The organism is Lysinibacillus telephonicus, from assembly GCF_039654155.1.
Classification (GTDB): Bacteria; Bacillota; Bacilli; order Bacillales_A; family Planococcaceae; genus Ureibacillus; species Ureibacillus telephonicus.
This window is the reverse complement of the sequence record NZ_CP155468.1, coordinates 1,780,037-1,794,489: the sequence shown is the minus strand read 5'-3', so window position 1 is coordinate 1,794,489 and position 14,453 is coordinate 1,780,037. Positions and strand designations below refer to the sequence as shown.

Genomic DNA, 14,453 nt, shown 5'->3' with positions numbered 1-14,453 from the left:
TTAACTATATTAATATAAACAATGAGTAATTGACCAATAAAACGTAATTCTTTAGTTCTATTTCATTAAATAAGTATTTTTTCTCTTATTAAAAGATCTCGTTTTTTAAATTCATCTATAATCAAATTTTCATTTTTCTTTAATAAAAGATGAATCCTATTTTCATCGAATTCATTAAATTCATCAATTAAAGTAAACTCATTTAGAAGGTCCTCATTTTGCAATATGTTATGTAATGTCATAACTTCAGTTTTAGGTATTACACAATGATGAAGGCGAATAATTCGAGATAATTGTTTTAAACCGGAACGAGTAATCAGCACTTTATTTTTCAAGTTTTGAATAATATTTTCCAAAAACAGTTGAACATCATGATCTGGATAAATTTGTGTCCGCTGAATGATTTCTTTTTCCCCTTCTTCTGTTTCACGTTGTTGTTCAATAATGTCATAATGTAAATGTTTGTTTAAATTTTTAATCGATGTTATTTCGATTTCCGTAGAAGAAACATTCCCCGAAATAAATGAAATGCTTAAATTAAAGAAATCGTCCATTTGACGTAAATCACTTATAATAATGCCAAACTTATTTGTTTTTTGATTTTCAATTATTTGTGCTCCATTTGCCGCTTCAAAAATTTTATACAAACTAAAAGCATCAGCTAGCGCTCTGTGCTGTGTTTTAACTTCAATTTGATAAGCATTCAATAGACTACTAAGACTAGGTTGATCCTTTAATTGATTTGCAATCATATACTTCTGTTGAAAATCAATTATTGGATAAATAAAGCTTACATCCAGATTATTACGAATTAACTCTTCCTCTAAAACCTTTCGATCAAATTCACCAAATGCAACAAAGATTGTATCCTCGCTGCACCAATCCATAAACTTTTTCATTACTTCTTTAAACGACGCAGCTGTTATGAGTTCTTCCGTTTTAATTCCAGTTAATTTTTGTATATGTGAATTTAACTTTTTGAATTTATTCGGTTGAATAAGTTTTGAGAAACTCTCCCTTGTTCCATTAGGCAACAACTTAATAGCACCAATTTCGATAATATGTTGTTTTCCATGGATTAATGCCGCTTCAATATCAAGAAATATGTAAGTGTACTTGCGCACTCTCATTCCACCTTTAACTAAAAAACAGGCTGACCTGTTCAGTCTACTATTCTACATTGTAGCGAATATAAAGGTATTTTACACGAATATGTTATGAAAATAGTTTATCATTGTGAAAAAGAGAAAATAAATCTTATAACTGGTTTCTTTTCGTATTTGCAATGCTTAACAAAATAAATACGGTATTTAAGTAAAAATATTAAAGTTTCTATTTTTATTTTCTTGAAAATTAATGTACGATAATAACTGATGTATGTAATGAACGGAGGAAACATCTGAATGAATGACAAAGAACTCCTAAAGGATGCAATGCGGGTTTTAAAAGCAACTAGCCGTACTTTTTATATACCCATTACCTTTTTGCAAAAAGATTTAAAAACAGCTGTTGCTACTGCTTATTTAATGATGAGAGCGATTGATGAAATAGAGGATAATGAAAATCCAGAAGTAACGAATGACATTAAATTCGCAATTTTAACAGAGGTAAGTTCACTATTAAAAGAGCCTGCTTTTAATGAACAGAAATATTTAGATATACTTGAACCTATAAAACAATACATGCCGGAAGTTACGATACGTTTAGGAGATTGGATTCGTCTTATCCCTAATGGAGCGGAGAATATTGTTAAAAATGCAACAAGCGAAATGGCTGAAGGTATGGGAAAATGGGCTAGAGACAATTTCCAAGTCCATACGAAAGAAGATCTAGATGATTATACATACTATGTTGCAGGACTTGTTGGCGTAATGTTGTCAGAGCTTTGGGAATGGAATGCAGGAATTAAAACCGATCGGGAATTGGCAATTGGCTATGGTCGAGGGTTGCAAATTGTAAATATTCTTCGGAATCAACAGGAGGATATGGAAGAACGTGGTGTAAGTTTTGTTCCTGATGGTTGGACAAAAGCTGATTTATTTAAATACGCTGAAGAAAATTTAGATAAAGCAGACCGTTATATGAAAGATATTAATAAACGTTCTATTACATTATTCTGCCGTTTACCACTTGCATTAGCACATAAAACGTTGGATGCATTAAAACAAGGTAAAGAAAAGATGACGCGTGCAGAAGTAGAACAAACAGTTGAAGAAATTCAAGCCGATTAATACAACAGCTCAAATTCCTTGAAATTTCCTTTATATTCCAAATCGCATTAATGCGTATAATAATTAATAATTGAACAATACTATTAAAGATTTCACTTCAAATCCAATGACTAGGAGGGTTAACCCGATGAGTGCAGAAGATTGAACTCTGAAGGGCCATCAACTGAAATATTGCTAAAGCAAGGTTTTCTTAGGTAAATCTTAAGATACAATGCGAAAAGCGAGGCAGTGTGTCATGGAGGAATTTAAGTAAGTGTAATCAAGCCCGGAATATTATTTCCGGGTATTTTTTATAGAAATGTGACTAATCAAATAAAAAGGAAAAGTAATTTCTAAAAGCGACTACTCTGAATCAAAAACCCCAATAGATATCCCCTTTAATAAAAGGGTTTCTATTAGGGTTTATTTTTACCTGATAAAATCAGTCAGCACTTAATAGTTAGATGTTATTTTTAGCTAGAAGCTGTTATGATTTTTTATTACGGTTTTTATTTACGTTTATTTCCTCAGCAAACTCTTCACGCTTATTCGCGTTTTGATTTTGATTTTGTTGTTTTTTGTTATCTTGCGTTTTATTGTTTTTATGTTTATTGCTGCCCATTCCATTCTCACCTCCACAATTATTATTGTGAGTCATAAGATTTTTTTTATCCGTTATTCAATTTTTTGCTTATTCTAAAAAATAGCAGCACAAACCATACTAATGATTTGTACTGCTTTATGTCAGTTTATCTCTATTTTAGAGTTTTTTGTAAATACTCTATACGCTGCTCGGGCGGTACCATATCTCCCCCTGTTGACCATATCAGATGAGTTGCGTGCTCCATTTTTGCTGTTAAGTCATTTTCCGAAAGATAGTGACTGCCGTTTTTCATTAACATGATTGGACCATAAACACCAGCATGAGCAGATGGCTCCATAAAAATATGTTCCTGTTTATATATATCTTTTAAGCTATTAAATAAAAATTGATCACTAACTGTATAACATCCGCTTATAATTGGCTCCATTATTTTCCCAACAAATTTGGATGCTCGTCCAACTGCTAATCCATCCGCTTCTGTTTGATTAGATAAGCCAATGTCTGCTACAGAAATCCCATCGTGTAGCCCAGTCATCATTCCTAATAACATGCATGGTGATTGAATTGGTTCACCAAAGAATATATGAACATTTTCTCCATACAGTGCTTTTAAACCATACGCAACTCCTCCTGGGCCACCTCCTACACCGCAAGGCAAATAGACAAATAAAGGGTGATCTTTATCAACAAGTATTTTTGAATCAATTAGCTGCTTTTGTAATCTTGCAGCTGCTACTGCGTAACCTGCAAATAAGTCCTTTGAATTTTCATCATCTACAAAATGGCATTTTTCATCAAGTTCTGCCTGTTTCCTTCCTTCTTCAACCGCTTTGCTATAATCTGATGAATATTCAATTACCTCAACCCCTTTTTCCCTAAGCAATTGTTTTTTCCATTCCTTTGCATCTGCTGACATATGAACGGTAACTTGAAAGCCTAGTTTTGCTCCCATAATTCCAATACTTAACCCCAGATTCCCAGTTGAGCCGACTGCAATTTTATATTGACTATAAAATTGCTTAAATGTATCACTAGCAAGCTTTTCATAATTATCATCATATGATAAGTAACCATTATCAATTGCGAGCGCCTCTGCATATTTTAGCACTTCATAAATTCCACCTCGCGCCTTAATGGAACCAGAAATCGGCAAAGAATGGTCGCATTTTAAAATAAATTTCCCCGATATTTTAATACCTTCTAGTTCTTCTAGATGACGTTTCATATTAGAAATTTCTTTTATTTCGGACTCAATGATTCCTTGCGATTTTTCAGTTTCAGGAAACGCCGCTCTTATATAAGAAGAGAATCGCTTTAATAGTTCCTCTGCCTCTTTAGCTTCATGAATTGAAAAATCATCTTTTGGCAGAGTCAGTTGTTTTTTTGGGTTTATCCATAACACCGGTTTTAACATAGATATGTCATTTAATAAATAAAATTGATTCCTTAATTTTTCTATTTTTTGTTTTTCAATCATTTTATTTCATCCCCCTTTTTTCTCCAAAATCGCTCGTTCACAAATTTGTCGAAATTTCATTTCAAACGAAATATTATTTTTTTCCGTTCGTTTTTTTGGACCTTTTGTTCGACCTCCTGAACGTCTAATTTTTGCACTTTCAAATCGAAAAGCAAGTAATTGAGCAATGTTATCTGAAGTCATTTCTCTTCCATTTTGATCAATAACAAACGCCCCCTTCGCTAAACACATTGCTGCTAATCCGTAGTCTTGTGTGATGACAATATCGTATCTTGAAACCGCATTAACCAGCTTAAAATCAACTGAATCGGGCCCTTTCGGCACTGTAATTGTTATTGCATTCTCCCTTTCTATAGTATGTGATGTATCGCAAAACAAGATTGGTTTAATCTCATATTGAGATGATATAAACAGCGCCAAATCAACAACCGGACAAGCATCTGCATCAATTAGTAACTGTAAAATAGACCTTCACCACCTAGAAATATTTGTATAAATTTATTATATTTAAATAGTAAATTCAGCATTAATTGCAACCTTACATAAACATGTCATAAACTTGCGAGCAAAATATTTTATTGAATTGTTAGAAAAATCATAATACTATACATTCATCAACAAAAAAACGGGGGTAACATGATGACGACAGAAGTAATTAGTACAAAATCAGCTGCACAAAACTATATAGATTCAGTATTCGAACAACTTAAACAAAAAAATGCACACCAACTAGAATTCTTACAAGCTGTGGAAGAAATCTTTTTATCCTTAGTACCAGTTTTTGAAAAACATCCAGAATATATTAAACATAATATTTTATCTCGAATCGTTGAACCAGACAGAATTATCTCATTCCGAATTACGTGGCAAGACGACCAAAATAATGTCCAAGTAAATCGGGGCTATCGGGTACAGTTTAATAATGTTGTAGGCCCCTATAAAGGTGGTTTACGTTTCCACCCAACAGTAAACGAATCAATTATGAAATTTTTAGCCTTTGAACAAATTTTCAAAAACTCATTAACTGGACTGCCTATTGGTGGCGGTAAGGGAGGTTCGGATTTTGATCCAAAGGGTAAATCAGATTCAGAGATTATGCGTTTCTGCCAAGCGTTCATGACAGAATTATACCGTCATATCGGTCCTGATGTCGATGTTCCTGCTGGAGATATCGGTGTAGGTGGAAGAGAGATTGGTTACCTTTACGGACAATATAAACGAATCCGCGGTGCATATGAAGCTGGTGTTTTAACTGGCAAACAACCTCGCTATGGAGGATCTCTTGCTCGTAAGGAAGCAACTGGATATGGATTAATTTATTTTGTAGAGCAAATGCTGCAAGATGCGAAACTTTCATTTTTAAACAAAACTGTTGTTGTTTCAGGTTCTGGAAACGTTGCAATTTATGCAATCGAAAAAGCACAGCATTTTGGAGCAAAAGTTGTTGCATGCTCTGACTCAAACGGATATATTTACGATCCAGATGGCATTGACCTAAAGCTTGTTAAAGAGATTAAAGAAGTAAAAGGCGATCGTATTAAAACCTATGTAGATTACCGTTCAAATGCAACATATACAGAAGGGTGCAATAATATTTGGACTATTCCATGTGATATCGCTTTACCTTGCGCAACTCAAAATGAGATTGATGGAGAAGCAGCTCGTACATTACTCGCAAATGGCGTAAAGGTAGTTGCAGAAGGTGCAAATATGCCATCTAACTTAGAAGCAATTAATATCTTCTTAGATAATGGTGTACTTTTCGGACCTGCAAAAGCTGCAAATGCTGGTGGAGTTGCTGTATCTGCTCTAGAAATGGCACAAAATTCAGGTCGAAACTATTGGTCATTTAATGAAGTAGATGAAAAACTTCATGGCATCATGAAATCTATTTATCTCGAAAGTAAAACTGCAGCCGAAAATTATGGGCATCCTGGCAACTTAGTTGTTGGTTCAAACATTGCTGGTTTTGTAAAGGTTGCGAATGGAATGATTTCAGAAGGAGTTTATTAATAAAAAAGCTAAATTTAAATTTCAATACTGGAATGTTTGAAGGGGCTGGGACATAAGTGGATTTTTTGTAAGAATTCGCTTTTATCATTAATAAGAATTTGATATTTTTTGAAAATCGATTGGAGTGAAGGGGCGAGTGTAGCTGCCGGCTGCGCCTTTCGCTACAGAGCAATGTTTTTCTGTACCGAAAGCGAAGCGTCAGGTACAAAGCTTCCTGCGGGAACAGCCCGAGACTCGAGACCCCACAGGAGCGTAGCGACGAGGAGGCTCTGGGCCAGCCCTGGATGCGCGGTCCCGGAACGGAAATCAATTTTCCACTTAGCAAAAAAACGTCATTTTTCTCATCAAGAAAAATGGCGTCTTTTAGTTATGTCCCAGCCTCTTTTCCACTTCTATGAAGTTTACATTTTTGTTTTATAATGTTTTACTTTTATTGTAAAACCTAATAGGAGGAACTAATATGACTCAATTAGAAAGAGTAAATCCATATTTTTCTGTATGGCTTCACCCCAAAAGAACAACTCGTTATATTCTCCAAAATAAAAGCTTCTTCTTTACAATGATAATTATAAGTGTAGGTTTTATAGGAATACTATTATCACTTTTAGTTGATAGTGAGCTTTATCCTACCCTTCCTATTTGGGGTATTATATTATTAATTATTGTATTATCGCCCATTCTTGGCCTTTTATCTAATAGTTTATTTGCTTTAGAGTTATGGTTAATTGGAAAATTATTTAAAGGTATAGGTGAATATAAAGATATTTTCAAAGCAATCTCTTTATTTAACATTCCTTATGTTTTTATGATTCCTTTTTATCTTATATGGCTGTTTATCGAACCAATTAGTTTATTTTACGACTATGAAAATGGCATGTTCTTTCTTCCAACGATTGACCTAGTGCTTAATTTTATTATCACTATTTGGTGTCTTGTTATTGCTATTCCAATCGTTTCAGAAGTACATAATATACCTTATTGGAAATCCTTTTTTATCCTCCTCATCTCAAGTTTAATATTGTTATTACTGATTATTGTTCCAATTTTAATTATCATTATTTTTACTTCTGTTTTGCTATAGATTTGTTAATTGTACACAGAGGGTTCGTCCAAAATAACTTTTAGGATTGGACCTTTCCCTTTCTCAAAAGTTAGAATTTTCAATCAACAGCTATAATACTATGTAAAACTATGGTACAATTTATTTCGACCACCGGAATAAGAAAAGAGACTGATCATTAAAACTTTATTATTCCGTAAAGAAAGGGGTTTAACATGATTAAAAGAAATGAAGTGAAGATTGAAGAAACATGGGATTTAACGCATCTTTTTGCAACTGAGCAATTATTTGAGGAAGCTATTAAAACCGTTGCTGAGGAAGCTAACCTTATTGAACTAAATTTTAAAAACAAAATTACCGACGCGAAAAAGGTTCTATTAGTTTTAGCTGCTTATAAAAATTTAAATGAGAAGATGATTCCTATTGGAACATACGCAAGCTTAGCATATAGCGTCGACCAAACAGATGATGCAGCACAAATGCGTTCAGCTAAGGTCGGACAGGTTTTTGCTAAAATCAATGCTGACCTTTCCTTTATAACAAGCGAATTATTACAATTAGAAGAAGCAATTCTTATAGAAGCTAAAAATCTTTCACCTGATTTTGCTCACTACATTGAAAAGCTAATTCGTAAAAAGTCTTATCTACTCCATCCAGACGCTGAAAAAGCATTGGCAGCTTTTGGCGCTACTTTTGATGCTCCTTATGAACTATATAACACAACAAAATTAGTAGATATCCAATTCGAACAATTTGAAGTAAATGGAAAAACCTATCCATTAAGTTATAATCTGTTCGAAGGGGATTGGGAACTGGAATCCGATACAGAAATACGTCGAGCTGCTTTTGAAGCATTTTCGACTAAATTACGCCAATATCAACATACAACAGCCAAAACATATGATATGCATTTAAAAATTGAAAAAACTGAATCAGACTTACGTGGTTATAAGTCTATTTTTGATTTCTTACTTTTTAACCAAGAAGTTGATAGAGAGCTTTATAATCGCCAAATTGATTTAATTACTGCAGAATTAGCTCCTCATATGCGCCGTTACGCAAAACTTCTGCAAAAGGTTCACGGCTTAGAAAATATGACATTTGCTGATTTAAAAATATCATTAGATCCAACCTATGAACCAAGGATTTCTATCGAAGAATCACGGGCATACATGAAAAAAGGGCTTGCCGTAATGGGTGAAAACTATCAGAAAATGCTTGACCGCGCATTTGACGAACGTTGGATCGATTTTGCCCAGAATCATGGGAAATCAACCGGAGCCTTTTGTTCAAGCCCATATGGTTATCACCCTTTTATATTGATTTCGTGGACTTCTCGGATGAACGAAGTATTTGTTCTTGCTCACGAATTAGGTCATGCAGGACATTTTTACTTAGCAAATGCTGAACAAAATGTCTTTAATGCACGCCCTTCTCTTTATTTTATCGAAGCACCTTCTACAATGAATGAAATGCTGATGGCAAACTACTTATTAGAAAATTCGAACGATGCCCGTTTTAAACGATGGGTTATATCTACTATTGTGGCTCGTACGTACTATCACAATTTTGTAACCCACCTTTTAGAAGCAGCATACCAACGCAAAGTGTATGAAATAATAGATGAAGGCGGCAGTGTAAATGCATCGATTTTAAATAAATTAAAACGTTCTGTTTTACAAGACTTCTGGGGCGATGACGTGGAGATTATTGAAGGGGCAGAACTTACTTGGATGCGCCAGCCACACTACTATATGGGCTTATATCCTTATACGTATTCTGCAGGACTTACAATTGCTACTCAGGTTTCTCAACGCATTCTTCGGGAAGGCAATAGAGCTGTTGAAGATTGGGTTAACGTGTTAAAAGCAGGAGGTACAAAAACACCTATTGAGCTTGCACAAATGGCAGGGGTTGATATTACTACAGATAAACCATTGCGTGATACCATTGCATTTATCGGTTCTTTAATAGACCAATTAGAACAATTAACAGAAGAGATAGATCATATTTAATTAATATATATTTGTTTTCGCAGCTGTTCATTAAAAGCATAAACCCCAATTGTTAGATTTTAACTAGAATTGGGGTTTACTTTATTTTATCGATTTAAGCCCACTTCCGAACAAAAACGAAATGCCCTGCTTAAAGTTGTAGGCACAACCGAAGCATGATTTTCATCATCTGCAACAAATAGCCGCTTATTCATGCTTGGAATCTCTTCATAAAAATGTTTTGCATCCTCAACCATAAATCCCTCTCTTTCCCCTACAATGATAAATAGAGGAGCAAGTTCATCGAGCGAAGCGTCTTTTAGCATACGAAATAACTCCCTGTTATTCCACCAAATTGACGGACTTACTGCAATATATGTTTGGAAGGATTGGGGCTTCGTTAAAAAATTCCAAAGTACATAATAACCTGACAAAGAATGCCCATAAATGGTTTGCTTATTTTTATTTACCGGGTATTTAGTTTCGATTAACGGCTTTAATTCATCCATTAAAAAACGAGAGAAGTTTTCTGCTCCACCAAACTCATTTAAGTCATCTAATTTCCCTTTTGTACGCTCTGGAAATTGATACTTTTCACTCGGGGCAGTAAAATCGTAAAATCGTCGCTTACGCATTGTTTCCTCTTGGTGGCATATACCAACTACTATTGAATCTTCCACCCTTGTTTTTAAAGTATTTCGTGACTGTAATTTAACAACTTGTTTAGCTAATGGAAAATAAGAAAGTCCATCAAGTATATAAATAATTGAAAAACCTTCTTTTGGCTGTTCAATATCTGGAACATGAACATAAATTGTATATTGATAGTTTGTAAATTTAGAGCTTATTAAAAAATCACCCATAATTCCCCTCCTAAAGAGCTGAAACTTCATTTTTTAATATGTCGTATGTAAAGCAAACTGGCTTATTAGTTTCTTCATCATGCAGGATTTTCGCATTTATATGAAATACATTTTGTAATACTTCTTTAGTAATGACTTCATCTGCTGAGCCATGTTCGATAATTTCTCCTTGCCGCATTGCAATGAGTTCATGTGAGTAACGCGCTGCGTGGTTAATGTCATGTAGAACCATCACAATCGTACATCCGTGCAGCTCATTTAACTCCTGTACAATATTTAATACCTCAATTTGATGAGCCATGTCTAAATAAGTTGTTGGTTCATCAAGCAATAAAATATCCGTTTCTTGAGCTAATGCCATAGCCAGCCATACCCTCTGTCTTTGTCCACCTGAAAGCTGGGCTAATTCGCGACTTCGATAATCCGTCGTTTTCGTTACATCCATTGCCCATTCAATCATTTCTATGTCCTTCTTTGTTAGGCGATTGACGTTTTTTCTGTGCGGATATCTTCCGTAGGATACAAGCTCTTCAACCTTTAATTGAGACGGTGCAGATGGAGATTGTGATAAAATCGCCATTTTTTTTGCAATTTCTTTCGTAGTAAGATTCTGCATATTTTGATCCAGCAGATAAATATTTCCCCGGTCCTTTTTTAGAATACGCCCTATTGTTTTTAACAATGTTGATTTTCCACAGCCATTAGGACCAATAATTGTCGTTATTTTCCCTTCTGGAATGATTGCATTTAATCCTTCAAAAATAATTGAATTGTCGTAACCTGCTATTAAATCCTCTATACGAAAAGCTGTAGCCATAATACCCCTCCTAATCTTTTGCCTTTACGAGTAAATATAAGAAATATGGAATTCCTATTATTGATACAACAATTCCTACTGCTATTTCATCAGGAGCAAAAACGGTTTTAGCGATAAAATCACTTAGTATGAGCAGCCCCGCTCCTATAAGAGCGCTGATTGGCATAATATATTTGTGATGGATGCCAACTAGTTGTCTAGCAATATGCGGAGCCATCAACCCAATAAAACCAATGCTTCCTGATACCGAAACACATGCACTGACTAATCCAACACACGCTAATAGCAAGGTTATCTTTTCCTTTTCAACATGAATTCCTAAACTCGTCATATTATCTTCATCGAGTTGAAAATAGTCCAGCAAATAGGATTTTTTGTATATGTAAAATCCTAGAATCAGTAGCCATGGCAACATCGCAATAACAAAAATCCAATTGGCATTATAAATTGTTCCAGTCATCCAAACCGCTGCAGATTCAAAGTCCTTTTCGTTCATTTTTAAAGATAAGTACATTGAAAGAGCACCAAACCCGCTATTAATTGATATTCCTGTTAAAATTAATCTCTGCATATCAAGGTGTCCATTTTTTAATGCAAAAGAAAAAATAAGAGCTGCCGCAATTGTTCCTCCAATAAATCCAAAAAGTGGCATCATCATAATTAATAACCAGCTGCTCATATCTGAATCAAGCAGTCTTACTTGGAAGAAATACATAAAGATGACAACTGCTGCTCCTGCCCCAGCATTGATTCCCAGAATCCCGGGATCTGCAAGACCATTTCGAGTAATCCCTTGCAAGACAACACCTGCTATTCCCAAACCTACTCCAACCAATGCAGCAATCACAATGCGGGGCAATCGAAATTCAAAAATAACTAAATCAAATTCTTTATTTGAATTAATCCTCATTAACGTTTTTGCCACATCAATTACTGACATATCGAAAACACCGTTCGTAATATGTAAATAACTAGCTCCTAAAATTAATAAAAAAAGTGAAACTGAGCTCCATAAAAATAAATGATATGATCTCCTAGCCACGCTTCTCACCCCCAAATTTTCGTATTAAATATAAGAAGAATGGCACACCAATGAGAGCTGTGACAACCCCTATAGGCGTTTCAAAAGGATAATTTATAAATCGGCTAAAGCAATCACATAATGATAAGAAAAACGCTCCAAATACTGCTGCACAAGGAATAATATAACGATAATCTACTCCCACAATAAATCTCGTAATATGCGGAATAACCAGACCTACGAAAGCTATTTTCCCAACAAGTGCAACAGCAGTACCGGTTAAACAAACGACGCTAAACATGCTAATAATTTTTATTATCTTTGTTTTTTGTCCTAATCCGATAGCAATGTCTTCGCCTAGAGATGTGATTGTAATCGCCCGTGCTGAAACAATGGCTAACAAAAGTCCAAATATTCCAAATGGGATAGATAGTGTAAGCATATTCAAATCTACTGTATGTATTTTTGTGTTATACCAGGCACTGATAGTTTGTGAAACTTGGAAATACATTGCTATCGCTGTCGCAATACTACTTAAAAATGATCCAATCACCGTCCCTATAATCGCTAGTCGAACAGGAGATAAACCATTTCGAATGAGCGAACCGAACCCAAAGACGAGTCCAGCCCCTAATGCTGAACCAAGCATCGATATTAAAATCATTTGATAATTAGGGAGTCCAGGAAGAAACACGATAGCCAATGTAATAGCGAATGCTGAGCCATCATTAACACCCATTAATGAAGGAGATGCTAAAAAATTTCGAGTTATTCCCTGCATCACAGCCCCGGCAACCGCTAAAAATGAACCGACTAATAGTACAGCAATTGCTCGTGGAATTCTGTTTGTGCGAATAATTTGATGATCAATATTTGCTTTATCAAAATTCGTTATTGCTTCCCATACGGTTATAGCACTAATATCTTTTGTACCGTATAAAATAGATATCAATGTGATGATTCCAATAAAAATTGGAGAAGATATAATGATAAGTATTGGTAAATGAATTGTCTTTTTCAACGTTCACACCTTTTTCTAAAAATGATAAAATAAGCGCATTATATTTGTGTGCTCCCCATTAACGCTACACCTTACTACTCTAGAGACTCTGTGCTGCTTACCCCTTGATAATATGAAGTCCCACTGCTTTTCTAACTACATAAAAACTGGCAGTAGAGATGGCCTAAACCAGCTCAAACTGCCAGCTCTGTCATTGTAGAAGTTTTTCAGCAGCTGCGTCTAAAAATTTAACTTTTGACCATGCAGTACCACCTTGTGCCATTGGGTCGATTACATTAACAAATACTTGATTATTTTGAGCTGCTTTTATACTTGAAAAGATTGGATTGCTTTGTAGTTCTTCTAATGCCTGTGATGCTTCGGCATTTTCAGTTGTTTCAAACTGTAAAAAGATTGCATCAGGATTTACTTCTGCCAATGTTTCTAATGTAATTTCTGCTTGTGCTTTAGCAGCCTTAATCACTTCTGGCACTGGCGCACCTAAATCCTCATATAATACTGGGTTTAAATATACTCCTTCTGGGTAAATGTACATTAATCCACCACGAATACGGATAATTAAAATATTTTTATCAACTAATTGTTCACTTGCTTTCGTTTTTAAATCCGTCGCCTTTTCTTCATAATCAGCAATAATTTGCTTTGCTTCTTCATCTTTTCCCGCTAAACCAGCTAATAAAGTTAAATTATCTTTCCAGTTTGTTGAGATATGAGAATAAGGAATGGCAGTTTGGATTTTATTCATTTTTTGAAATACATCCTCACCCCATTTTGATGAACCAATAATAACGTCCGGTTTTAGTGCCAAAATAGCTTCTGCATTCGGCTCCATTTTATCTCCTATTAATTGTGCTCCAGCCAACTCTTGTTCTAAGTAGGTTGGAATAGCACCACCTACCTGCAACACACCCACAGGTTTAATACCTAACATTGCTGCATCTTCCATTGATTCTAAACTTGCTGCTGCGATATTGTTAATTTCTGCAGGAACAGAATATTCCTTATCTAAATATGTAATTGTCTGTGTAGCAGCTGATGTTGCTTCTTTTGACGTGTTTTCTGTTTTAACTTCAGTACTTGAAGAAGTGCTGCTGCCGTCTTCTGACGATCCACACCCTGCTATAGCTAATGTTAATAGTGCTGCTGCACCAAATGCCCAATATTTTTTCATGTTTACACCTCTAATTATTTTTCTTCAATGGGAATGATAATCACACTTAATTGATTATCATTCTCATTAACGTAATTATTACAAATATTTTACATAATAGAAATAGACAAAACGTCAAAAATATATGGACTTTTGCCGTTTTACGAATAAAAGAGAGATTGTTTCAAGTAATTTTGAAACAATCTCTCTTTTTTATTTATTG

General features: G+C 34.7%; 13 protein-coding genes. 4 read left to right on the top strand and 9 right to left on the bottom strand.

The window, feature by feature from the left end; all coding sequences use genetic code 11:
* Positions 1-65 precede the first annotated feature (65 nt).
* The gene (locus MKY04_RS08450; RefSeq protein ID WP_346235626.1) at positions 66-1,124 is read right to left on the bottom strand and encodes a 3'-5' exonuclease; all 1,059 of its coding nucleotides are present in this window, start codon (positions 1,122-1,124) and stop codon (positions 66-68) included.
* Between the two features lie 279 nt (positions 1,125-1,403).
* Between MKY04_RS08450 and MKY04_RS08445 the strand changes: the two genes are divergently transcribed.
* The gene (locus tag MKY04_RS08445; protein WP_126294508.1) at positions 1,404-2,231 is read left to right on the top strand and encodes a squalene/phytoene synthase family protein; all 828 of its coding nucleotides are present in this window, start codon (positions 1,404-1,406) and stop codon (positions 2,229-2,231) included.
* 466 nt (positions 2,232-2,697) lie between these two features.
* Here the strand turns inward: MKY04_RS08445 and MKY04_RS08440 are convergent, their stop codons facing one another.
* The 3 genes from MKY04_RS08440 to MKY04_RS08430 all read right to left on the bottom strand — a co-directional run bounded on the left by MKY04_RS08440 (position 2,698) and on the right by MKY04_RS08430 (position 4,711).
* On the bottom strand, positions 2,698-2,832 hold the full coding sequence (locus MKY04_RS08440; RefSeq protein WP_281274609.1) for a hypothetical protein: 135 nt from the start codon (positions 2,830-2,832) through the stop codon (positions 2,698-2,700).
* A 133-nt stretch (positions 2,833-2,965) separates the two neighbouring features.
* Entirely contained in the window at positions 2,966-4,291 is a 1,326-nt protein-coding gene (locus tag MKY04_RS08435; protein WP_126294509.1) for a D-serine ammonia-lyase, read from the bottom strand.
* Between the two features lie 6 nt (positions 4,292-4,297).
* Positions 4,298-4,711, bottom strand: a complete 414-nt coding sequence (locus tag MKY04_RS08430; protein WP_342774111.1) for a DUF188 domain-containing protein — start codon at positions 4,709-4,711, stop codon at positions 4,298-4,300.
* Between the two features lie 216 nt (positions 4,712-4,927).
* Between MKY04_RS08430 and gdhA the strand changes: the two genes are divergently transcribed.
* From gdhA to pepF, 3 genes are all read left to right on the top strand, one after another.
* Positions 4,928-6,304, top strand: a complete 1,377-nt coding sequence (gene gdhA / locus MKY04_RS08425; RefSeq protein ID WP_400194480.1) for an NADP-specific glutamate dehydrogenase — start codon at positions 4,928-4,930, stop codon at positions 6,302-6,304.
* A gap of 460 nt (positions 6,305-6,764) precedes the next feature.
* Positions 6,765-7,385 carry a YIP1 family protein gene (locus MKY04_RS08420; protein WP_346235625.1) on the top strand — a complete coding sequence of 207 codons (621 nt, stop codon included), beginning with the start codon at positions 6,765-6,767 and terminating at the stop codon, positions 7,383-7,385.
* Between the two features lie 194 nt (positions 7,386-7,579).
* Entirely contained in the window at positions 7,580-9,379 is a 1,800-nt protein-coding gene (gene pepF / locus MKY04_RS08415) for an oligoendopeptidase F (protein WP_346235624.1), read from the top strand.
* 86 nt (positions 9,380-9,465) lie between these two features.
* Here pepF and MKY04_RS08410 read toward each other — a convergent pair whose 3' ends face one another.
* The 5 genes from MKY04_RS08410 to MKY04_RS08390 all read right to left on the bottom strand — a co-directional run bounded on the left by MKY04_RS08410 (position 9,466) and on the right by MKY04_RS08390 (position 14,251).
* A complete protein-coding gene (locus tag MKY04_RS08410) occupies positions 9,466-10,221 on the bottom strand; it encodes an alpha/beta hydrolase (RefSeq protein ID WP_346235623.1) in 756 nt (251 codons plus the stop codon).
* A gap of 10 nt (positions 10,222-10,231) precedes the next feature.
* A complete protein-coding gene (locus MKY04_RS08405; RefSeq protein ID WP_346235622.1) occupies positions 10,232-11,038 on the bottom strand; it encodes an ABC transporter ATP-binding protein in 807 nt (268 codons plus the stop codon).
* A gap of 10 nt (positions 11,039-11,048) precedes the next feature.
* Positions 11,049-12,080 (bottom strand): iron ABC transporter permease, encoded by a 1,032-nt coding sequence (locus MKY04_RS08400; protein WP_346235621.1) that lies wholly within the window; start codon positions 12,078-12,080, stop codon positions 11,049-11,051.
* Positions 12,073-13,080 (bottom strand): iron ABC transporter permease, encoded by a 1,008-nt coding sequence (locus MKY04_RS08395; protein ID WP_346235620.1) that lies wholly within the window; start codon positions 13,078-13,080, stop codon positions 12,073-12,075. The genes MKY04_RS08400 and MKY04_RS08395 overlap by 8 nt, the downstream gene beginning before the upstream one ends.
* 190 nt (positions 13,081-13,270) lie before the next feature.
* A complete protein-coding gene (locus tag MKY04_RS08390) occupies positions 13,271-14,251 on the bottom strand; it encodes an ABC transporter substrate-binding protein (RefSeq protein ID WP_126296177.1) in 981 nt (326 codons plus the stop codon).
* Between the last annotated feature and the right edge of the window lie 202 nt (positions 14,252-14,453).

Excerpts from the sequence above, each read along its gene's own strand:
- MKY04_RS08445 (WP_126294508.1), top strand. The coding sequence starts at position 1,404 with ATGAATGACAAAGAACTCCTAAAGGATGCAATGCGGGTTTTAAAAGCA.
- MKY04_RS08440 (WP_281274609.1), bottom strand. The coding sequence starts at position 2,832 with ATGGGCAGCAATAAACATAAAAACAATAAAACGCAAGATAACAAAAAA.
- MKY04_RS08435 (WP_126294509.1), bottom strand. The coding sequence starts at position 4,291 with ATGATTGAAAAACAAAAAATAGAAAAATTAAGGAATCAATTTTATTTA.
- gdhA (WP_400194480.1), top strand. The coding sequence starts at position 4,928 with ATGATGACGACAGAAGTAATTAGTACAAAATCAGCTGCACAAAACTAT.
- MKY04_RS08420 (WP_346235625.1), top strand. The coding sequence starts at position 6,765 with ATGACTCAATTAGAAAGAGTAAATCCATATTTTTCTGTATGGCTTCAC.
- pepF (WP_346235624.1), top strand. The coding sequence starts at position 7,580 with ATGATTAAAAGAAATGAAGTGAAGATTGAAGAAACATGGGATTTAACG.
- MKY04_RS08410 (WP_346235623.1), bottom strand. The coding sequence starts at position 10,221 with ATGGGTGATTTTTTAATAAGCTCTAAATTTACAAACTATCAATATACA.
- MKY04_RS08405 (WP_346235622.1), bottom strand. The coding sequence starts at position 11,038 with ATGGCTACAGCTTTTCGTATAGAGGATTTAATAGCAGGTTACGACAAT.
- MKY04_RS08390 (WP_126296177.1), bottom strand. The coding sequence starts at position 14,251 with ATGAAAAAATATTGGGCATTTGGTGCAGCAGCACTATTAACATTAGCT.